The following is a 19,740-nucleotide window of genomic DNA, read 5'->3' as shown; positions in this document are numbered from 1 at the left end:
GGTTCCACCATGCATGACGTCGTCGTCCTCGGCGTGGGCCAGAGCGAGTTCGGCAAGTTCCCGGAGCGCGGCATCGCGGAGATGGGCGGCGCCGCTGCCCGCACCGCCATCGCCGATGCCGGCATCGACCCGGGTGACCTGCAGGCGGCGTTCTCCTCCCGCGTGTACGAGGCCATGATCACCAGCCAGACCATCCTCAAGGATCTCGGGGTCACCGGGATCGAGATGGTCAATGTCGAGAACGCCTGCGCCGGCGGGTCCACCGCCGTCCGCAGCCTGTACAAGGACATCGCCGCCGGCTACGTCGACGTCGGCATCGCCATCGGGGTGGAGTCGATGACCACCAGCCCGGTCGCCGGCAAGCTCATCCCGCCGGACAGGTACGACCTGGACGGCCAGATGGGCCTGTCGATGCCGGTGCTGTTCGCCCTGCAGGCCAAGCGGCTCATGGAGACCCACGGGGCCAAGGAGGAGGACTTCGCGCAGGTCTCGGTGAAGGCGCACGAGTTCGGCGCGCTCAACCCCAAGGCGCAGTACCGCAAGCGGTTCACCGTCGAGGAGGTGCTGGGCTCGCGGATGATCGCGGACCCCATCACCCTCCTGCAGTGCTGCCCGAACACGGACGGCGCCGCTGCCGTGGTACTCGCATCCGCGGACTTCGCCCGCAAGTACACCGAGAAGCCGGTCCGGATCACCGGGTCGTCGCTGATCTCCGGCGACTACGACTTCAAGCGGGCCGACCTCACGACGATGCCGCTCGGCGTCCAGGCCGCTGCCGCCGCGTACGAGCAGGCGGGCATCGGTCCGGAGGACGTGGACGTGGTCGAGCTGCACGACGCCTTCGCCACCGAGGAGCTCGTGCACTACGAGGACCTGGGGCTGTGCCCGCGCGGCGAGTCGGTGGGCCTGCTGCGCTCCGGCGCGACGTCCCTGGGTGGCCGCATCCCGGTCAACCCCAGCGGCGGGCTGCTCTCCCTGGGCCACCCGCTGGCCGCCTCCGGGGTCCGGATCATCTGCGAGCTCACCGATCAGCTCCGCGGCCGCGCCGGCGACCGGCAGGTGCCCGGCGCCCGGGTCGGCCTGGCGCAGATGCTCGGCGGCGCCGCGACCGGGCTCGACGCCGGGGCGGCGAGCGTCCACATCCTCACCGTGTAGCGCGAGGAGCCGGCCGGCCCCAGCCGGCCGGCTCTCCGCTACGAGGCGGGGACGACGAAGGGCTCGGCGAACGTCTCCGAGAAGGCGAAGTCCTCGACCGGGTTCCGCTTCAGCGGCTTGCCGGTGAACCCGGGCGGGGGGTAGCCGACGGCGATGAACCCGGCCAGCGCCAGGCCCTCCGGGGCCCCGAGCATGGCGAGCACCTCCGGCTCCACCATGCACAGGATCGTGGTCAGCGAGGCCCCCAGGCCCTCCTCGCGGCAGGCGAGCAGGAAGTTCTGCACGAACGGGTAGATCGAGCCGCCGCCGACGATGCTCGGCCGGTCCAGGTCCGCGTCGGCGATGGCGAGGGCGTTGAGCCGCACGAAGACCAGGACGTGCACCGGCGCCCGGTCGAGGCGTTCGGCGAACCGGTCGGCACGGTCGTAGAGGGCGTCGGCGTCCGGGTTGCCCGCGAGCGCCCGCGCCTTGCCGCTGTAGGCCCGCCACGGCCCCATGTACAGGTCCTTCAGCGCGGTCCTGCGCTCCTGGTCCCGGACGACGACGACGCGCCAGCCCTGCCGGTTGCCGCCGCTGGGGGCGAACCGCGCGTTGTCGAGCATGCGGTGCAGCACCTCGTCGGGGACGGGACGCGGATCGAAGGACCGGGCGGTCCGGGCGGTCCGCATGACCTCGTAGAGCTCCATGCCGTCAGCTCCCCGCCACCGGTCGGAGGGCACCGTCCGGCGTGCCCGGCCCGTGCGCGCCGGCGACCTCCTCGGCGACGGCGGCCAGCACCTCCTCGGTGTGCTCCCCGAGAGCCGGGACGTGCCGCGTCGGCGCCGGGGCCACCCCGTCGAACAGCAACGGCTGGCGGACGTGCTGGCGCCGCGGTCGGACGCCGTCGGCCGGGATGTCGACCAGCAGCCCCCGTGCCCGCACGTGCGGGTCGTCGCCGACCTCCTCGAGGGTGTGCACTGGCCCGACCGGCACCCCGGCCGCGTCCAGCACCGCCACCCACTCGTCGCGGGTCCGCGTGGCCAGCTCCGTGCCGATCCGCTCCCGCAGCTCGTCCTCGCGGGCGATCCGCTCCGGCCCGGTGAGGGCGGCCACGTCCTGCATCCCGAGCACGTCGCACAGCGGCCGCCAGAACCAGTCCTCGTGGGCGACGCTCAGGGTGATCAGGCCGTCGGAGGTGCGGTAGAGGCCGTACCCCGGTTCGTGCTCGATGCCGGCCAGCGGCTCGCCGTTGAGCACGGGGACCAGCTGGGTGCTCATCCAGGAGACCAGGCCGTCGGTCATGGACACGTCGACGTGGGCGCCCGAGCCGGTGGTGGCGCGCTGCAGCAGCGCCGCGAGGACCCCCACCGTGGCGAACATGGCGCTCGCCAGGTCGCCGATGGCGAGCTGGCCGACCGGCCCGGTGCGGTCCCCCGACACGTACTCGTGGAGCATGCCGGCGGTCGCCAGGTACGACAGGTCGTGCGCGGGCCGGTCGCGGTAGGGGCCGTCCTGCCCGAACCCGCTGATGGAGGCGATCACCAGCCGTGGGTTCGCCTCGTGCAGCACGTCCGGGCCGAGTCCGAGCCGGCCCATCGTCCCCGGCCGGTACCCCTCGAGCAGCACGTCGGCGGTGCGCGCGAGCCGCACCAGGGCCTCCCGCCCCTCGGACGACTTCAGGTCGAGCGTCACCGACCGCTTGTTGCGGTTCAGCGCCTCGTGGAACGCCGGGAACTGCCGGGCCGGATCTCCCCCTGCGGGGCGCTCGACGAGGATCACGTCGGCGCCCATGTCCGCCATGAGCAACGTGGCGTAGGGCCCGGGGTACTGCTCCGCGAGGCTCAGGACGACGATCCCGCTGAGGGGACCACGCCCGCCCGTGTCCGTGCCCGTCACGTCAACCGCCCACCCGTCGTGTCTCCGCCGCCCACAGCGGCTCCCGGATTCGCTTGCGCTGGATCTTCCCCGAGCCCGTCTTGGGCAGTTCGTCCACGAACAGGACCCTGCGGGGCTTCTTGTAGTCGGCGAGCTGGTCGGTGCAGACACCGACGACGTCCCGGTCGGTGACCGTGTGGCCGGGGCGCGGGGCGACGACCGCCACGATGCACTCGCCGAAGCGCTCGTCCGGGGCACCGACGACGGCCACCTCGGCGACGCCGGGCAGCGTGGAGATCGCGTTCTCGACCTCGGTCGGGTAGACGTTGTAGCCGCCGGTGACGATCATGTCCTTCTTGCGGTCGACGACGTAGAGGTAGCCCTCGGCGTCCATCCGCCCCAGGTCACCGGTGGCGGCCCAGCCCTCTCCGTCGATCATCTGCGCGGTCTCGTCGGGCTTGTCCCAGTAGCCGCGCATGACGGTGTCCCCGCGGACGACGATCTCCCCCACCTCGCCCGGCGGCGAGTCCGCGCCGTCGTCCCCCACCAGCCGCAGCTCGACGAAGGGGTTGACCCGGCCGGCCGAGGCCAGCCGCTCGGGCACCGGTCCGGCCGGGTCGAACACGTGCGCCGCCCGGGACAGCGAGGTCAGCGGCATGGGCGTCTCGGACAGCCCGTAGAACTGGAGGAACACGTCCCCGAAGACGCGCGTCGCCCGGCGGAGCCGGTCGGGGGCGATGGCGGCGCCGCCGTAGATGACCGCCCGCAGCGACGTCCGGACCTCGGCGCCCTCGTCCTCCGCCGCGGCGGTCACCATGTTGATCATGGTGGGGACCATGGGGAGGATCGTGACCGGGTGGTCGCGCAGCGCCTGGAGCGTCTCCCGCGGGTCGAACCGGGGCAGCACCAGGTTCCCCGCTCCCCGCACGAAGCAGGGGCTGGCGGTGTACCCGGAGAAGTGGCTCAGCGGCGCGACGTGCAGCAGCAGGTCCGACTCGTCGAGCGGGGGCATCTCCACCAGGCAGTTGCGCATCATGGCCGCCCAGTTGCGGTGGCTGAGCGCGGCGCCCTTCGGCAGGCCGGTGGTGCCCGACGTGTACAGCAGCGCGGCGATGTCCTCCGGCTCCACCAGCCAGGGCACCGGCTCGGCATCCGGTGACCGGGCGAGGAGCTCGCCGTAGGACAGGTGCAGGGGCGCGTCCGGGGGCGGCTCCCCGAACCCGACCGCCAGGGTGACGTCGGGACAGCCGGCCAGGACGTCGCCGATCCGGGCCGCCCACTCCGGGTCGACGAACAGGGCACGCGCCCCCGCGTCGCGCAGGATGTGCGCGACCTCCTTGGGGTGCAGCCGGGGGCTCAGCGCCAGCCGGACGAACCCGCCCCGGAAGGCCGCGTGCTCGACCTCGAAGAACTCGGCGCGGTTCGAGGTCAGCAGCACGACCCGGTCACCGTGGACGAGCCCGTGGGCGCGCAGCGCGGCCGCGACCCGCAGGGCGCGCGCGCCCAGCTCCCCGTACGTGACCACCCGGTCGTCCTGGACGACGGCGGAGCGGGCCGAGAACTGCTCGTAGCTCCGCCGCAGGAGGTCGGCCACCGTGACGCTGGGAACCGGCCGCGGCGCTCCCACCGCGGGCCCGCCGGCGCCCATCAGTCCCGGGACAGGATCGTCACGCACACCGCGGCCGGGTCGGGCCCCAGGTAGCCGCCGCCGTTCTCGGCGATGGCGACCCGCGCGCCCTCGACCTGCCGCTCCCCCAGGGTCCCGCGGAGCTGCTCGGTGAGCTCGACGAGCTGCGCGAGGCCCGTGGCGCCGACCGGGTGCCCCTTGCTGATCAGCCCGCCGCTGGTGTTGACCGGGATCCGGCCGCCGAGCGCCGTGTCACCGGAGGCCAGCAGCTTCGGCCCCTCGCCGGGCGCGCACAGCCCGAGCTCCTCGTAGATAATCAGCTCCGCCGGGGCGGCCGCGTCGTGGACCTCCGCGACGTCGACGTCCTCCGGCCCGAGGCCGGCCACCTCGTAGGCTCGCTGGGCGGCGCGCTCGGCGGCCGTCTCGGACGAGTGGCCCTCGCGGCCGGACACCAGCGACGACGCGCGGACGCGCACCTTGGGCGTCTCCAGCCGGGACGCCACCTCCTCGGAGCAGAACACGATCGCCGCCGCCCCGTCACCGATGGGCGAGCACATGAGCAGGGTGAGCGGACCGCTGATCCGGCGGCTCCCGAGCACCTCCTCCACGGTCACCTGGTTGCGGTACTGCGCCCGGGGGTTGAGCGCGGCGTGCCGGTGGCTCTTGACCGCCACGGCGGCGAAGTCCTCGGCCGTCGCACCGCTGCGCGCCATGTACTTCTGCGCCATGTCGGCGTACACGTCCATGAAGAACGACCGGTCACCCGTCGCGGCGGGATCGGCCTGCTCGTTGTAGAGCGCGGCCTTCAGCTCGTCCAGCCGCTCCTGGTCGACCGCCGCGGCCAGCGCGGTGAACGCCCGGGTCTTGTCGGGGTGCGACAGTTTCTCGGCGCCCACGGCGAGGGCGATGTCGACCTGCCCGGACGCGACGGACAGCCACGCCAGGTTGGCCGCCGTCGACGCGGACGCGCAGGCGTTCTCCACGTTGACGATCGGCTTGCCGAGCAGCCCCGTCTCGCGCAGGGCGATCTGGCCGCGGACCATCTCCTGACCGGTCATCAGCCCGGCCGTCGCGTTCGCGTAGAAGACCGTCTCGACGTCGGGGACGCCGAGGCCCGCGTCCTGGAGTGCGCCGGTGGTCGCGTCGGTCGCGAGCGCCCCCACCGTGCGGTCGGGGAACTTGCCGAAGGCGGTCATGCCCACGCCGCCGACGAAGACGTCTCTCATGGTGCGCTCCCTCATCCGGTGCTGCTAGGAGACGGCGTAGCCGCCGTCCACGGTGACGACCTGGCCGGTCATGTACGCGGCCGCGTCGGAGACCAGGAAGGTGGCCAGCGCGGCCACCTCGTCCGCCGCGCCGAACCGGGCGGCGGGCACCTTGCGCAGGACCATGTCCCGGAGGCTGTCGTTCTGCCGCACGCCCTCGGTCAGGTCCGTCTCGATGTAGCCCGGGGCCACACCGTTGACGCGCACCCCACGGTCGGCCCACTCGACGGCGAGCGTGCGCGTCATGGCATCGAGGCCACCCTTCGCGGCCACGTACGGCAGACCGCGCAGGACCCCGCGCTGCGCGGTGACCGACGACATGGTGACGATCGACCCGCGGCCCGCCGCCAGCATGTGCCTGCCGACGGCCTGGATCGCGAAGAACAGGCCCCGGAGGTTGACCGCCATGGAATCGTCCCACTCCTCGGGGGTCAGCTTCTCCGCGCGGATGAAGTACGGGTTCATGCCGGCGTTGGCCACCAGCCCGTCGATCCGCCCGTACTGCCGGTGCACGTCGTCGACCACCGCCGTGGTCGCGTCGACGTCACTGACGTCGTGGATGGCCGCGCTCGCCTCGGCGCCGAGGTCACGGACCGCCTGGGCGACCTCCTCGGCATTCTTCTCCGAACGGCCCGACACCACGACCGTCGCGCCGGCGCGGGCGAGGTCCAGGCAGCAGGCGCGCCCGATCCCCCGGGTGCCGCCCACGACGAGCACCACCTTGCCGGCGCACGAGCCCGTCACCGGTCCCATTCGTAACCGTTCAGCAGCGCGCCCGCGGCGACCATGTACTGGATGGTGGGCGGCCCCTCCTCCAGCCAGTTCAGCCGCGCGTCGCGGTACAGCCGTTCGATCGGGTGCTTGCGGGTGTAGCCGATGCCCCCGAACACCAGGAGAGCCCGGTCGGTCACCCGCCCCACGGCCTCGAGACCGAACAGCTTGCACATCGATGCCTCGGCGGGGATGCGCAGCCCCCGGTCCCACTTCTCGGCGGCGTCGCTGATCATGTTCCGGAGCGCGTAGACGTCCGTGGCCATCTCGGCCAGGTAGCGCTGGATGCCCTGCCGGGCGGCGAGGGGCTTGCCGAAGGTCACCCGTTCCTTCGCGTGCTGCAGCGCGAGCTCCAGCGACCGCTCGGCGGTGCCCAGCGACGTGGCCGCGATGAAGACCCGGCTGATCTCCAGCGCCTGCTCCATCTGCGCCAGGCCCCGCCCCTCCTCGCCGAGGAGGTTGGCCACCGGCACGCGGACGTCGACGAAGGTCAGCAGACCGTGCTGCCCGCCCTTGCAGCCCATGGTCTCCGGCAGCGCCTCGATGGTGAATCCCGGGGTGTCCCGCTCCACGAGGACGGCGCTGACCGCCTCCTCGCCGCCGGTGGGGTCGGTCTTGCCGAACACGATGAAGTGGGTGGCGAAGTCGGAGTTGGTGATCAGCCACTTGCGGCCGTTGATCACGTAGTCGTCGCCGTCGCGCACGATCGTCGTGCCGAGGTCCGCCCCGCTGCCGTGGTCGGGCTCGGTCAGGGCGAAGGCCACCGAGTTCGTGCCGTCGACGCAGCCGGGGAGGACCGCCTTCCGCTGCTCCTCGTTGCCCAGTTCCCAGAGGGCGTGCGCCATGGAGTTGTGGACGTGGACGACGACGCGGATGCCGCCCTGGACCTTCGCGAACTCGCCGAGCACCGGCAGGTACTGCGACATCGACAGCCCGACGCCGCCGTACTCCTCCGGGATGGTCAGCCCGAACGCCCGCATCCCGCGCAGCAGCGGCATCAGCCGGTCGTACGGCAGGCTCTCGGTGTTCTCGATCTCTTCCTCGAGCGGGTCGAGATCCCGCCAGATCGCCTCGAACAGGCCGGTCCTGAAGCTCTCGTACGACGTGGCGTCCATGCTCACCTGACCATTCGTGAGGTCTGCGGAAACAGCGCTTCTGACGTTCGTATCAGTTTTGCCGACGCGCGACCGGGCAGTCAATAGCCCCGCGCCTCCCCGGGGGCGTCCGCGGGGTCAGCCGTCGATGCCGATGCAGGCGCGGCAGCGTCCGGCCCGGTGCGCAGCCTCGGCGGCCACCCGGTCGTCGTCGTGCTGGTACTGCGGTGTGTCGTCGCGGGGCTTCCGGGTCTCGCCGGCGTCCTCGCGCTTCCAGCCCGGACCACCGGGCCAGGTCAGGTCGAGATCGACGATCGTCCCCGGCTTCGCGGCCGTCTCCAGGCAGTCCAGCGCCGCACTCACGACGGCCGCCTGCGCGGCGGGGTCGCCGGGCGGTCCCGCCGTGTGGCCGAGGGGGAAGTCCACGAACACGCTCCGCGGCGGACGGACGGCGGCGGTGATCGTCCGCGCGCTCGACAGCGTGACCGTGGGGAGGCCCGCGGCCTCCAGATGACGCGCGATCAGTCCAACTGACTGATGGCACACCGGCTAGACGGGCACCAGCAGGGCGGCGTCGATCCCCTCCGCCAGCATGTGCCGGGCGAGCTCGGGAGCGAGCTGCTCCCGCACCCGGCGCGCGGAGTAGACGCCGCCCATGCAACCGAACGCGGTGGGCGCGAGCGCTCCGATCCGCCCCTCCGACACGAGGTCCCGCAGCGGGTCCAGCGGCAGGACGCAGTTGGGATCGCGGCGCGCATCCGTCGTGTCGTACGCGAAGTGCGTGACCCGGAGCTCCGAGGTCGGCACCGACGTGTCGATCGCCCGGAAGGACGTGTCGTCCTTTAGTGGAAGGCCACCTGACCGACGCGGTACACGCCACCAGAGGAGGCGAGGCCGAGCCGGCACTCCGACAGCGGCTTCGAAAGCTCCGCCATGGGCGGGTCCTCGTCGCTGTGCACCCACGCATAGGGCTGGTAGCCCAGCTTGGTGTACGTGTCCCGCGTGCGGGCGATGTAGTCGATCGGATCCCGGTCGCCGCCGGCCCCGCCGTCGCGGCTCACCCCAGCCACCGCTTCCGGCGGCGGTAGTGCTTGATGTCGCGGAAGCTCTTGCGCTCCCCCGTGGCGCCGAGGCCCAGGTAGAACTCGCGGATGTCCTCGTTGGACCGCAGGCTCTCGGCCGTGCCGTCCAGCACGATGCGGCCGTTGTCCAGGACGTACCCGTAGTCGGCCAGCGCCAGAGCCGCGGCGGTGTTCTGCTCCACGATCACCAGCGCCAGGTCCTCCTGCCGGAGCCGGTGCAGGATCGAGAAGATCTCCTCGACCATGAGCGGCGCCAGGCCGAGGGACGGCTCGTCGATCATCATGAGCTTCGGCCTGGCCATGAGCGCGCGGCCGATGACGAGCATCTGCTGCTCGCCGCCGGAGAGGTAACCGGACGTCCGGCCGCGCAGGTCGGCCAGCCGCGGGAAGTACTCGTAGGTCAGCTCGAGCGACTCCTTGGCGTCCTTGCTCCGCTGCAGGTGCCCACCGGCCACGAGGTTCTGCTCGACCGTCATGTGCTCGAGGACCTTGCGGCCCTCCATCACGTGCAGGATGCCCTTGCGGACGGTCCGCTCGGCCGCCAGCGTGTCGATCCGCTCGCCGGCGAAGCGCACCTGGCCGGCGCTGACGAGGCCCTCCTCGGTCTTGAGCACGCCCGAGACCGCCTTGAGGGTGGTGCTCTTGCCGGCGCCGTTGGGGCCCAGGAGCGCCACGCAGCCCCGCTGGGGCACCGTGATGTTGATGCCCTTGAGGACCAGGATGACCCCGCTGTAGGTCACCTCGACGTTGCTGAGCTCGAGGAGCGGCGACCCGCCGGGGCCGCCCTGGTCAGCCGTGGACGGGGCCGACCCGGGGGCGCCCTCGGCGAGGGCACCCCCGGACCGTGCCGCGGGACCTGCTACCACTTCTCGAGCTCCGGGATCTCGTGGTTGAGCTCGGCGCGCGCGTACGTGCCGTCGGCCACCGTCCCGATGCTGGTGGTGAGCCCGCTGGTCGGGAACGGCGCCTCCGGCGTCCAGTCGAGGTCGGGCAGGAACCCGAACAGGTCCTCGGAGGTCAGCTGGACCTCGAGGATCGCGTCGTAGATGGCCTGGCCGGTGAGGTTCTCGGCACCCACCATCTCGACCGCCTGCTCGACGACCCGGTTGGCGTACAGCTGGTGCGCGATGCCCTGGACCGTCGGCACCGTCCACTCCGCCTCGAGGCCGTAGTCCTCGGTCAGCATCTTGTAGAACTCGTACGCCTCGCCCTCTTCCTCGGCGGGGACGACGAAGCCGAACGACTCGAAGTCGCCCTCGAGCTTCTCCAGCCCACCGGCGGCGTCGGCCGTGGCCTGCAGGCTGTTGTGCGAGCTCAACATGATCGGGATGTCCTGGTTGAGCGACTCGAGGGCCTGCATGGTGACGACGGCCTGCGTGGTGTTGGTCTGGATGAGGATCACGTCCGCCTCGGCGCCCACGATCCGGCGCACCTGGCTGCTCAGGTCGGCCGGCTGCACCTCGGCGAACTCGACCGCGACCACCTCGGCCACGTCCGGGTTGGCCTCCGCGAAGCCCTCGATGCCGTCGACCATGTCCACGTAGGCGGGGGACGCCTCGGAGGAGATCATGGCGACCTTCACCGGCCCGTCGATCTTCTGGGCCTCCTTGAACCAGTCGACGAAACCGGCGGCCTCGTGGACGTAGGTGGCCCGTGGGTTGAACACCCACTGGTCGGGCTCCCAGGCGTAGCCGTAGCCGGCCGTGTTCATCAGCATCGGCACCTTGTCGCTGGGCAGCCGCTGCTGGAGGGCGGCGACGTCGGGACCGCCGACGCCCATCGCCATGATCGGCTGGATCTCGGAGAGGATGCCCGGCCAGAGGCTCGCGACCTGGGCGGCGTCGTAGCGGTGGTCGTACACCTCGCCCGACAGCTGGACGCCGATCTCGCTGCCCACCTGGTCGTTCCACCACTCGTTGGTCGCCTCGCGGGCCGCCTGCAGTTCGTCGTAGACGTCGGCGTACGGCCCGGAGAAGTCGACCAGCCACGCCTGGTTGTAGGTCGCGCCCCCCGACGCCCCCTCGCCGCCGCCACCGCCGCCACCGCCCTCGTCGTCGCCGCCGCAGGCGGTGAGCAGGGTTGCCGCCGCCACGGAGGCCGCGAGGACACGGCCGTTTCTCTTGCTCGCCATTTCTTTCTCCATCTCTAGGAGGTAGCCAGGATGCGGATCGGAGGAGCGACGGACAGGTGGGCCCGGCTAATGCGGATAGGGCCACAATCGGTAGGCGCGTTTGAGGACGTTGTAGCGGTGCATCACGCCGCGGGGTTCGAGGATGAGCATCAGTGCGATCGCCGCGCCCAGGACGATGTTCACGCTGGCGAAGACGACGCTGCTGCCGAGCGCCGGGAACACGTCGGCGATCGAGGGGCCGACGGCGGTGAGGATCTCCTGGGCGGCGCGGATCAGGAACACGCCCACGAATGCGCCCGCGATGGAACCCAGGCCGCCGACGATGACCATTCCCATGTAGTAGACCGAGTTGAACAAGGTGAACTGGTCGGCGGAGACGAACCGGATGTAGTAGGCCCAGAGCGCACCACCGACGCCGGCGTAGAACGCTCCGACGAAGAACGCCGTCGCCTTCGTGCCCACCACGTTCACGCCGGTGAAGCCGGCCGCCAGGTCGTCGTCCCGGACGGCGACGAAGGCGCGCCCGTGCCGGCTCCGCACGATCCCGTAGGCCCCGATCGTCATGATCGCCGTGATCGCGAGGATCAGGTAGTACATGCGGTTGTCGGTGTTGAACACGAAGCCGAAGATCGACGCCGTCTCGACGCGCAGGCCCTGCGCCCCGCCGGTCCAGGACGTGGGCAGGTTCAGGACGGCGAACACGAAGATGAACTGCGCGGCGATGGTCGTCAACGCGAGGTAGAAGCCGCGGATCCGGACGGCCGCCAGTCCGAAGATGGCGCCGAACAGGGCCGCCACGATGCCCGCGATCGGGACCGTGACCAGGAACGGCCACTGCTGCCCGGAGGACAACGCCCCGGCCGTGTAGGCACCCATTCCCATGAATGCCGCCTGACCCAGGTTCACCTGCCCCGCGAAGCCGGTCGTGATCTGCAGTCCGAGGACCACGACCGCGGTGATCAGCATGATGTTGGCGATGGCGACGTAGCGGGCACCGAGCACTGCGGGGACGAGGAGCAGTGCCAGCAGGAAGATGCCCAGGGCGAGTCCCTGCTTCCAGGTGCGGAATATCGCCATGTCCCGCACGTAGCTCTGGGCGAAGACGCCCGCCGGCTGCATGGACATCTACACCCTCTCGACGATCCGCCAGCCGAAGAGACCCGACGGCCGGAGGAAAAGAATGGTCACCATGACGAGGTACGGGAAGACGGCCGAGAAACTCCCGCCGATGAGCGGGTCGATGTAGCCGGCGGCGAGCCCCTGGGCCACCCCGACGATGATCCCGGCCGGGATAAGGCCACCCACCGACTCCAGGCCGGCCAGCAGCGCCACGGGGAGCGCCGCGAAACCGATCTCGGAGACCAGGAAGGTGACCGATTTGCCGTTCAGGTAGAACACGGCGGCCAACGTCGAGAGCACCATGCCCATGGCCCAGGCGTAGGCGATGGACCGCCGGACGGAGATGCCCATGGACTGGGCGATCTGGTGGTCCTCCGCGACCACCGTCATGCGCAGTCCGGGCCGGGTCCGCGAGAAGTACAGGGAGACGCCGATCGCGAGCACGATCGTGAAGATCCCGCCGAAGAGCAGGCCCCGGTTGAGCGTGATGTCCCCGATGTTCACCGGGCTCGTGGAGATGAGTGCCGGGAAGGGACGGACCGACGGCCCGAAGATCACGAGGACCAGCCCGCGCAGCAGGATCAGCAGGCCGATCGTCACCATGACCATCGCGAAGGTGGACTGCCCCACCAGGCGCCGGAACAGCAGGGGCTCGATGACGAGCCCGAAGATCGCCGCGCCCGCGAGCGCCAGCGCCAGGCCCACGTAGAGCGGCAGGCCGAGGTCGAGGGTGAAGAACCAGACGAGGAAGGCGCCGACCACCACCAGCTCGCCCTGGGCGAAGTTGAAGACCTTCGATGCTCGGTAGATCACCACGAAGCCCATGGCGATGAGCGCGTACAACAGGCCTAGCAGCGCCCCGTTCAGCGCGTACTCGATGAGCTGGATCACCGGACCTCCTCTCCGCCCGGAACGGGCTGGTCGACGTCGGTAGCGACGGTCTTCGCGCGGAGCACGCCCTTGCGCCCGTCTTGGTAGGTGATGGGGATCTCGACGTCGACGGTGGAGCTCCCGTCGTAGATGCCTTCGATGAGGTCCTTGTAGCGGACCTCCAGGAAGTCGCGGCGGAGCTTGCGGGTGCGGGTCAGCTCGCCCTCGTCGGCGTCGAGTTCCTTGGGCAGGTTGATGAAGCGCCGTACTCGACTGCCCTCGGGCAGCAGTTCGCTGATCCGGTCGATCTCGCGGCGGATCAGCTCCCGGACCTGGGGCTTCTGGGAGAGGTCCTGGAAGGTCGTGTAGCCGATCCCCCGCTCCTCGGCCCAGTTGCCGATCATCTCGCCGTCGATGTTGACCAGCGCCGCCACGAAGTCGCGGGTCTCGTCACCGAGCACCATCACGTCCCGGATGTAGGGACTGAAGCGGAGCCGGATCTCGATGAACTGGGGCGGGAACGGCACGCCGGTGGCCAGCCGGCGCATGTCCTCCAGCCGCTCGAGGAAGACCAGTTCGCCGTCGTCGGTGACGGTGACCGCGTCGCCGGTCTGGAACCAGCCGTCCGGCGTGTACTTCGCCGCGCTCTTCTCCGGCTGGTTGTAGTAGCCGGAGAAGCCTGCGCCGCCGCGCACCTGGAGCTCGCCCTCCTCGCTGATGCGCGACTCCAGCGGCGGCCCGATGGCGGGCCGCGTCTTCATCCAGTGGCCGACCGTCTCCACGTTGTAGGTGTCGCCCTGGTGCAGGGTGAACAGCCCCATCTCGCTGGTGCCGTAGATGTTGCGCAGGGGGACGCCCAGGGCGTGGAAGAAGCGGAAGACGTCCGGCGCCATGGAGGAGCCGCCGGAGACGGCGAAGCGGGCCTTGATCAGGCCCAGCTGGTCCAGGACGGGACGGAGCACGACCCGGTGGGCGAGCGCGTGGTTCAGCCGCGCCAACACACCCGGCTGCCGGCCTTCGAGGCGGGCGACCTTGTAGGTGTGCCCGGCCTTCAGACCCCATCCGTAGATCGCCCGGCGCACCCGGCCGGCCTCGGCCATCTTCCCCTGCACGGAGGCGGCGAGGCTCTCCCACTGCCGAGGGCTGAAGACGAGCGCGTCAACGGCCAGCTCGCGGATGTTCTCCCGGACGGTCTCCGGCTCCTCGGGGAAGTTGAGGACGAAGGGAACGACCAGCCCCATCGTGACGCCGAAGATCTGCTCGGTCGCCCACGCCGGGGAGATGTAGCTGAGGTACTCGCTCCCAGGCTTGAGCGGGATGGCGTCGAGCACCCGGTACGCGTTGTCCAGGAGCATCCGGTGGGTGGTCACGACGCCCTTGGGGCGGCCGGTGGTGCCCGACGTGTAGCTGAGGACGGCGACGTCGCCGGGGTCGCCCTCGCCGACGATGCTCTCGAAGAGCTCGGGCTGCGCCTCGTGCACCTTCTCCCCCGCGGCCTGGACCTGCTGGAGGGTCCGCAGCCGCGCGTCGCGGTAGGCCCACATGCCGCGGTCGTCCCAGTAGACGACCGCGCGGACCGCCGGCAGCTCGTCGAGGATCTCGAGGATCTTGTCCACCTGCTCCTGGTCCTCCGCGACCACGACGACGGCCTCGGAGTCCTCGAGCAGGAACTTGGCTTCCTCCGACGTGAGGTCGGGGTACATCGAGACGACCTTGCCGCCGAGGGCCTGGACCGCGTACTCGGTCCAGAAGTGCTCGACCTCGTTCTCGCCGATGATCCCGACGGTCTCGCCCCGCCGGAGCCCCAGTTCCCGGAGGCCCAGGGCGAGATTCCGGACCTGGGACACGACCTCCGACCAGGTGTAGGGACGCCACAGCCCGAAGTCCTTCTCGCGCTGCGCGACCTCCGTCGGCCGGCGGCGCGCCTGCTCGAGCAGGATCTGCGGCAGGGTGCGGACCGCGGCCTCGGTCCCGGTCTCGGCGGCGGTGGCCGTCGCGGTCGAGCCGTGCGCGTTCAATGCGCCTCCCCGAGGTAGGCCTTGATGACGACCGGGTCGCCGCTGACCTCGGCAGGAGTGCCCTCGCTGATCTTGCGGCCGAAGTCGAGGACGACGATCCGGTCGGCGATGTCCATGACCACGGCCATGTCGTGCTCGACGATGACGATGGGGATGCCGCGTGCCTCGCGGACGTCGAGGATGAACCGGGCGAGGTCTTCCTTCTCCTCGAGGTTCATGCCGGCCATCGGCTCGTCCATCAGGAGGACCGAGGGCTCCATCGCGAGTGCCCGGGCGAGGTCCACCCGCTTCCGCAGGCCGTAGCCCAGCTCACCGACAACCCGCTTGCGCACCGTGGTGATCTCGAGGAAGTCGATGATGTCCTCGACGAACTCGCGGTGCTGCACCTCCTCGCGGCGCGTCCACGGCACGTAGAGGAACGCCTGCGCCAGGTTCGTCCGCATGTGGGCGTAGCGGCCGATCATGATGTTGTCCAGGACCGTCATGCCGGTGAACAGGTGCGTCCCCTGGAACGTCCGGCTCACGCCCAGCCGCGCGATCTTGTGCGTCGGCAGGCCGGAGATCACCTTCGCGCCGTCGAGGACGACCCGGCCCTGCTGAGGCCGGTAGAACCCGGTGAGGCAGTTCAGCAGGGAGGTCTTCCCCGCTCCGTTCGGCCCGATGACGGCGAGCAGCTCGCTCTTCCGGAGCTCCATCGTGACGTCCTGCAGGGCCTTCACACCGCCGAAGGAGAGCGAGAGCCCCTCGGCACTCAGGGCGGGCGGCGGTGGGCGGTCGGCGGCGATCGGCTGGCTCGCGGTGGCTGGCTGCACGAAGCGATCCCCCTGTCGGGTGAGGTGGCTCACAGGAGGCTCTGGCACAACTGACATGCGTGTCAAGAGTTTGGGTCCGTCGGCTCGAAACGAGGCCATCTCGTAACCCTCGCCACGTCACGAGGCACGGAGCCGGGAGGCTACCGCGACCAGCCGTTCCACGGCACCGTCCCCGTCGGCGGGCGTCGCGCCCTGGACGATCGGGTAGAGGATGGGCGCCTGCAGCCCCGCCTCCCGGAACCGGGCGATCCCGCGCGTGACCGTCTGCTCGTCCCCGAACACGGCGAAGGCGTTGAGGATCTCGTCGCTCAGCTGCTCCACCGCCGCGGCCCGCTCGCCGCCGTCCCACGTCGCCGCGAAGCGGTCCACCTCGGCGCCGAACCCCTGCCGGGTGAGCGACCGGCGGTAGACGTCGGTGCTGAGGTAGAACCCGGCGATGCGGCCCACCGTCGCGCGGGCGAGGTCGAGATCCTCCTCGACGAGCACGGTGACCCGGCCGATGATGTCGACGGCCTCCGGTGTCCGACCGCTGTCGGCGGCCGCGTTGCGCACCGTCTCCACGCTCTGGGCCACGCCCCGCGGCGTCATGTTCCCGAGGATCACGCCGTCGGCATGCCGGCCGGCGAGGGTGAGCGCCCGCTCCCCCAGCGCCGCCAGGTACACCGGTGGCACCGGGGGCAGCGGGGCGGGCAGCTGCAGTCGGTACCCGTCGAGGTGGACTTGCCCGTGGTGGGTCACCTTCTCGCCCGCCAACAGCCGCCGGACGACGTCCACGTACTCGACGAGCCGCTCGAGCGGACGCTCGTAGGCCTCACCGCGCCAGGAGGTGGCGATCGTGGGCGTGGACGCACCGAGACCGAGCCGGAACCGCCCGCCGGAGAGCAGTTGGAGGCTCGCCGCCTCCATGGCGACGACCGCCGGCGCCCGCCCGAACACGGGGATGATCCCGGTGCCGAGGCCCACCGAGCGCGTGGTCACCGCGGCCGCGGCGAGGCCCGTCACCGCATCGCCGCCCCCGGCCTCCTCGCTCCAGAGCTCGGTGTACCCGAGGGCCTCCGCCTGCCTGGCGACCTCGGGAAGGTGCTCCACCCGGAGGCCGTTCTGCACCCCGAGGGTGATGCCGGCCCGCGCTGGACTCTGCAACATCAGTAACCTCTGTCATCGTTGGTGGGTGGGGGCGGCCCCGCCGGGATGGGACGTGACCGCGAGCGAAACAGCTCAGGTTTCACGAGGATTGGGAACGCGATGACATCTCGGCCAGGCGCGAGCCTGACGGAGCGGCCACCGCCGACGGGCCAGCAGCGACGCACGGAGGCGACCAGGCGGGCGCTGCTGGCGGCCGCGCGGGCGGTCCTCAGCGAGCACGGCTACGCGCGCGCGACCGTCGCCCAGATCGCTCGCGCCGCGGGCCGCGCGCACGGCACGTTCTACCTCTACTTCGACAACAAGGAAGACATCTACTCGACCCTGCTCGAGAACATGTGGGCCGATCTCAAGGAGCAGTCGCGCAGCGTCTGGCGGCGCGATACCCCCCTCGAGAGCGTCCACGCCACCGTCGCCCGGTACGTGTCCGGCTTCGCCGAGAACGTGGACCTGTGGCTGCTGCTCGATCAGATGTCGGCGTCCAATCCGCGCTTCACCCGGCTCCGTGACGACTACCGACGGCAGTTCGTCCACAAGATCCAGCGCGGGATCGAGAGCTCGGGGGCCCACGCCCGGATGGACGGCATGGAGCCGGAGATCGTGGCCGAGCTCCTCGCCGGCATGGTGGACGAGGCCTGCACCGCACGGTTCCTGAGGGGCCGCACGTGGCCGCAGGACGTCATGGTCGACAACATCGTGACCGTGTGGGGCCGCGCGGTGGGGTACCTGTCCAACGGGGTCCCGGCCGGTCCTGCCGGAGCCCTGGCGGACTAGCGCCCCCGGGCGACAGGAAGGACCGGGACCCTCACTGCGCGAAGGCGTACCCACCGTTGACCGGGTACGTCTGACCGGTGATCCACGACGCCGCGTCGGAGGCGAGGAACAGCGCCATCGCGGAGGCGTCCGAGGGCTCGCCGAGCCGTTTGACCACGTAGTTGCGCAGCATCTTGCGCACCATCTCCGGGTCGCCGAGCAGCGGCTCGCTGGCTGGGGTGCGCATCGCCGAGAGGGCGATGCCGTTGGCCGTGATCCCGTGCCGCCCGACGGCCTTGGCCAGCCCCCGCGTGAAGCCGGCCGCACCGGCCTTTGCGCCGGAGTAGACGACGAGATTCGGCTCGCCGACGCGGCCCGCGTCGGAGATGACCGTGACGATCCGCCCGTATCCCCGGGACACCATGTCGGGGACCACCGCTCGGGCGCAGTTGAGGACACCGAAGAAGTTGGAGCCGATCCACGGGGCCCATTCCTCGGGTCCGGTCTCCCAGAACGGCCGGGCATCGGAGATCGAGTGCTCGGGCCCGGCGTTGCCGGCGTTGTTGACCAGGATGTCGACGGAGCCGGCCTCCGCGGCCGCCGCGGCGATGCCCGCCTGCACCGCGTCGTGGTCGGTCACGTCGAACGCGACCGGGACGGCCTTGGTCCCGGCCTCCCTGATCTCCTCGGCGACGGCCGCCGCCCGATCAGGGAAGAAGTCGTTGACGACGACGACGCCGGCGTTGTGGGCGGCGAGGTCGAGCGCGACCTGCCTGCCGACGCCTTGACCGGCGCCGGTGACCATGGCCACCCGCCCCTTGAGGTCCAACAGATCCGACATGCGGTGCCCCTTCCGAGAAGCCACCGGGCGGTGACGTGTGTGGTGCGGCCGTGCTCCACCGAGGAGGAGTCGTCACGCCGCCTGGTAGTGGCGGACGCCGTCCTCGATCGCGCAGGTCACGCGGCCCTGTGCGACGAGCAGGTCGAGGTGGGCAGCGGTCTCCGCCAGGGCGAGCAGCTGGTTGAACGGGTTCAGCTCGTCCAGCCGGCGCTCGTGACGGGTCCACCGGAGGGAGCTCGCGACGTCGAGGCCGGTGTCGGCACCGGCCCCGACGTACCCGAGCGTCTGCGCCAGCCGGACGTCGTGGTGCTCGAGCAGCTCGTCGACCCGCGCGTGGACGCTCGGCGACACCGGCCCGTGCGCCGGGAGCAGGAGGGCGTCCGGCAACTGACGGACCCGGGCCAGGGACCCCAGGAAGTCGCTCAGCGCGGTCGGGGACAGCACCGGTTCGAAGCCCACCGACGGGGTGATGGTGGGGAGGACGTGGTCACCGGTGAACAGCAGCGCGTCCGCCCGGTCGTGGAAGACGACGTGACCCGTGGTGTGGCCGGGCGTCGGGACGACCGTCAGCGCGCGGTCCCCTGCGATCGCGATGTCGCCGTCCTGGAGCCAGGTGTCCGGCGACTGCCAGTCCTCGGGGTCGGCCCCCACGTCGACCACCTGGGCGGCGATGGTCTCGGCGAGCGATGCGGCGCCCAGGGCGGTGAGCAGCCGCAGCTGCGGGTCGAAGGGGTGGCCGTCCGCGCGCTGGAGCAGCTCCAGCGACGGCTGCTCACCGGCACCCAGGCTGACCGACGCGCCGAACTCCCGGCGGAGGTGCACCGCCTGCTCGTAGTGGTCGCGGTGGGCGTGGGTGACCAGGAACCGGCGGACGTCCGGCAGCTCGTAGCCGAGCTCGCGCAGGCCGTTCCCGAGTTGCTCGCGGGCGGCGGCGATCGCCCAGCCCGAGTCGATCAGCACGGGCCCGTCGTCCCCCGCGACGACGTAGACGTTGACCGCGCGCAGTCCGTCACTGGGCAGCGGAAGCGGGATCCGGTGCACCCCGGAGGCCACCTCGAAGACGCCCTCGTCCGCCCATCCGTCCCTGCCGGTGCGTCCCGTCACGGGTCACGCACCGAGGCCCGAGGCCACCACCGGAGTCATGCTGACATGTGTATCAGTTTTTGCCTGGGGTGCGCGAGAGCCCGGCGGGCCGCGTTCGGCGG

20 protein-coding genes are annotated in these 19,740 nt (G+C 71.2%); 2 read left to right on the top strand and 18 right to left on the bottom strand.

All coding sequences use genetic code 11. The features are described 5' to 3' along the window. Window positions 1–9 precede the first annotated feature (9 nt). Entirely contained in the window at window positions 10–1,155 is a 1,146-nt protein-coding gene (locus tag CHB94_RS11855; protein ID WP_089336774.1) for a thiolase family protein, read from the top strand. Between the two features lie 38 nt (window positions 1,156–1,193). Here the strand turns inward: CHB94_RS11855 and CHB94_RS11850 are convergent, their stop codons facing one another. The 16 genes from CHB94_RS11850 to CHB94_RS11780 all read right to left on the bottom strand — a co-directional run bounded on the left by CHB94_RS11850 (window position 1,194) and on the right by CHB94_RS11780 (window position 16,944). Next, window positions 1,194–1,841 carry a nitroreductase family protein gene (locus tag CHB94_RS11850; RefSeq protein WP_089336814.1) on the bottom strand — a complete coding sequence of 216 codons (648 nt, stop codon included), beginning with the start codon at window positions 1,839–1,841 and terminating at the stop codon, window positions 1,194–1,196. 4 nt (window positions 1,842–1,845) lie between these two features. Then, the gene (locus tag CHB94_RS11845; RefSeq protein WP_089336773.1) at window positions 1,846–3,030 is read right to left on the bottom strand and encodes a CaiB/BaiF CoA transferase family protein; all 1,185 of its coding nucleotides are present in this window, start codon (window positions 3,028–3,030) and stop codon (window positions 1,846–1,848) included. Window position 3,031: 1 nt separating this feature from the next. Then, complete coding sequence (locus tag CHB94_RS11840) at window positions 3,032–4,603, bottom strand: class I adenylate-forming enzyme family protein (RefSeq protein ID WP_176445524.1); 1,572 nt, start codon at window positions 4,601–4,603, stop codon at window positions 3,032–3,034. A 53-nt stretch (window positions 4,604–4,656) separates the two neighbouring features. Next, window positions 4,657–5,862 (bottom strand): thiolase family protein, encoded by a 1,206-nt coding sequence (locus CHB94_RS11835; protein ID WP_089336771.1) that lies wholly within the window; start codon window positions 5,860–5,862, stop codon window positions 4,657–4,659. Window positions 5,863–5,886: 24 nt separating this feature from the next. After that, a complete protein-coding gene (locus CHB94_RS11830) occupies window positions 5,887–6,645 on the bottom strand; it encodes an SDR family NAD(P)-dependent oxidoreductase (RefSeq protein ID WP_176445522.1) in 759 nt (252 codons plus the stop codon). After that, complete coding sequence (locus CHB94_RS11825) at window positions 6,642–7,787, bottom strand: acyl-CoA dehydrogenase family protein (protein WP_089336769.1); 1,146 nt, start codon at window positions 7,785–7,787, stop codon at window positions 6,642–6,644. The genes CHB94_RS11830 and CHB94_RS11825 overlap by 4 nt, the downstream gene beginning before the upstream one ends. A gap of 117 nt (window positions 7,788–7,904) precedes the next feature. Further along, window positions 7,905–8,192, bottom strand: coding sequence for a hypothetical protein (locus tag CHB94_RS11820; protein ID WP_141137471.1), 288 nt, complete (start codon window positions 8,190–8,192; stop codon window positions 7,905–7,907). Window positions 8,193–8,315: 123 nt separating this feature from the next. Next, window positions 8,316–8,573 carry a glycine/sarcosine/betaine reductase selenoprotein B family protein gene (locus CHB94_RS25150; protein ID WP_176445521.1) on the bottom strand — a complete coding sequence of 86 codons (258 nt, stop codon included), beginning with the start codon at window positions 8,571–8,573 and terminating at the stop codon, window positions 8,316–8,318. Between the two features lie 35 nt (window positions 8,574–8,608). Further along, window positions 8,609–8,827, bottom strand: coding sequence for a hypothetical protein (locus tag CHB94_RS25145; RefSeq protein ID WP_176445520.1), 219 nt, complete (start codon window positions 8,825–8,827; stop codon window positions 8,609–8,611). Then, window positions 8,824–9,714, bottom strand: a complete 891-nt coding sequence (locus tag CHB94_RS11810; RefSeq protein ID WP_089336766.1) for an ABC transporter ATP-binding protein — start codon at window positions 9,712–9,714, stop codon at window positions 8,824–8,826. Before CHB94_RS11810 ends, CHB94_RS25145 begins: the two co-directional genes overlap by 4 nt. Beyond that, window positions 9,708–10,979, bottom strand: coding sequence for an ABC transporter substrate-binding protein (locus tag CHB94_RS11805; protein ID WP_089336765.1), 1,272 nt, complete (start codon window positions 10,977–10,979; stop codon window positions 9,708–9,710). The genes CHB94_RS11810 and CHB94_RS11805 overlap by 7 nt, the downstream gene beginning before the upstream one ends. A 66-nt stretch (window positions 10,980–11,045) precedes the next feature. Beyond that, entirely contained in the window at window positions 11,046–12,104 is a 1,059-nt protein-coding gene (locus tag CHB94_RS11800) for a branched-chain amino acid ABC transporter permease (RefSeq protein ID WP_217899277.1), read from the bottom strand. After that, entirely contained in the window at window positions 12,105–12,989 is an 885-nt protein-coding gene (locus CHB94_RS11795) for a branched-chain amino acid ABC transporter permease (protein ID WP_089336764.1), read from the bottom strand. It abuts the gene before it with no gap. Further along, window positions 12,986–14,986 (bottom strand): AMP-dependent synthetase/ligase, encoded by a 2,001-nt coding sequence (locus CHB94_RS11790; RefSeq protein ID WP_089336763.1) that lies wholly within the window; start codon window positions 14,984–14,986, stop codon window positions 12,986–12,988. The genes CHB94_RS11795 and CHB94_RS11790 overlap by 4 nt, the downstream gene beginning before the upstream one ends. After that, window positions 14,983–15,798, bottom strand: coding sequence for an ABC transporter ATP-binding protein (locus tag CHB94_RS11785; RefSeq protein WP_217899276.1), 816 nt, complete (start codon window positions 15,796–15,798; stop codon window positions 14,983–14,985). Before CHB94_RS11785 ends, CHB94_RS11790 begins: the two co-directional genes overlap by 4 nt. A 117-nt stretch (window positions 15,799–15,915) precedes the next feature. After that, a complete protein-coding gene (locus tag CHB94_RS11780) occupies window positions 15,916–16,944 on the bottom strand; it encodes an LLM class flavin-dependent oxidoreductase (protein ID WP_089336761.1) in 1,029 nt (342 codons plus the stop codon). A 99-nt stretch (window positions 16,945–17,043) separates the two neighbouring features. Here CHB94_RS11780 and CHB94_RS11775 point away from each other — a divergent pair, with 99 nt between their 5' ends. Beyond that, window positions 17,044–17,715, top strand: a complete 672-nt coding sequence (locus tag CHB94_RS11775; RefSeq protein WP_176445519.1) for a TetR/AcrR family transcriptional regulator — start codon at window positions 17,044–17,046, stop codon at window positions 17,713–17,715. A gap of 31 nt (window positions 17,716–17,746) precedes the next feature. Here the strand turns inward: CHB94_RS11775 and CHB94_RS11770 are convergent, their stop codons facing one another. Both CHB94_RS11770 and CHB94_RS11765 read right to left on the bottom strand, forming a co-directional pair. Further along, window positions 17,747–18,535, bottom strand: coding sequence for an SDR family NAD(P)-dependent oxidoreductase (locus CHB94_RS11770; protein WP_089336759.1), 789 nt, complete (start codon window positions 18,533–18,535; stop codon window positions 17,747–17,749). A 72-nt stretch (window positions 18,536–18,607) separates the two neighbouring features. Further along, window positions 18,608–19,639, bottom strand: a complete 1,032-nt coding sequence (locus CHB94_RS11765; protein WP_089336758.1) for an MBL fold metallo-hydrolase — start codon at window positions 19,637–19,639, stop codon at window positions 18,608–18,610. Between the last annotated feature and the right edge of the window lie 101 nt (window positions 19,640–19,740).

It is taken from the genome of Blastococcus mobilis (genome assembly GCF_900188025.1).
Taxonomy (GTDB): Bacteria; Actinomycetota; Actinomycetes; order Mycobacteriales; family Geodermatophilaceae; genus Blastococcus_B; species Blastococcus_B mobilis.
The sequence above is the reverse complement of the archived record's forward strand: the minus strand, read 5'-3'. Positions and strand labels throughout refer to the sequence as shown.

Excerpts from the sequence above, each read along its gene's own strand:
- CHB94_RS11835 (WP_089336771.1), bottom strand. The coding sequence starts at position 5,862 with ATGAGAGACGTCTTCGTCGGCGGCGTGGGCATGACCGCCTTCGGCAAG.
- CHB94_RS11800 (WP_217899277.1), bottom strand. The coding sequence starts at position 12,104 with ATGTCCATGCAGCCGGCGGGCGTCTTCGCCCAGAGCTACGTGCGGGAC.
- CHB94_RS11780 (WP_089336761.1), bottom strand. The coding sequence starts at position 16,944 with ATGTTGCAGAGTCCAGCGCGGGCCGGCATCACCCTCGGGGTGCAGAAC.
- CHB94_RS11770 (WP_089336759.1), bottom strand. The coding sequence starts at position 18,535 with ATGTCGGATCTGTTGGACCTCAAGGGGCGGGTGGCCATGGTCACCGGC.
- CHB94_RS11775 (WP_176445519.1), top strand. The coding sequence starts at position 17,044 with ATGACATCTCGGCCAGGCGCGAGCCTGACGGAGCGGCCACCGCCGACG.
- CHB94_RS11825 (WP_089336769.1), bottom strand. The coding sequence starts at position 7,787 with ATGGACGCCACGTCGTACGAGAGCTTCAGGACCGGCCTGTTCGAGGCG.
- CHB94_RS11805 (WP_089336765.1), bottom strand. The coding sequence starts at position 10,979 with ATGGCGAGCAAGAGAAACGGCCGTGTCCTCGCGGCCTCCGTGGCGGCG.
- CHB94_RS11855 (WP_089336774.1), top strand. The coding sequence starts at position 10 with ATGCATGACGTCGTCGTCCTCGGCGTGGGCCAGAGCGAGTTCGGCAAG.
- CHB94_RS11850 (WP_089336814.1), bottom strand. The coding sequence starts at position 1,841 with ATGGAGCTCTACGAGGTCATGCGGACCGCCCGGACCGCCCGGTCCTTC.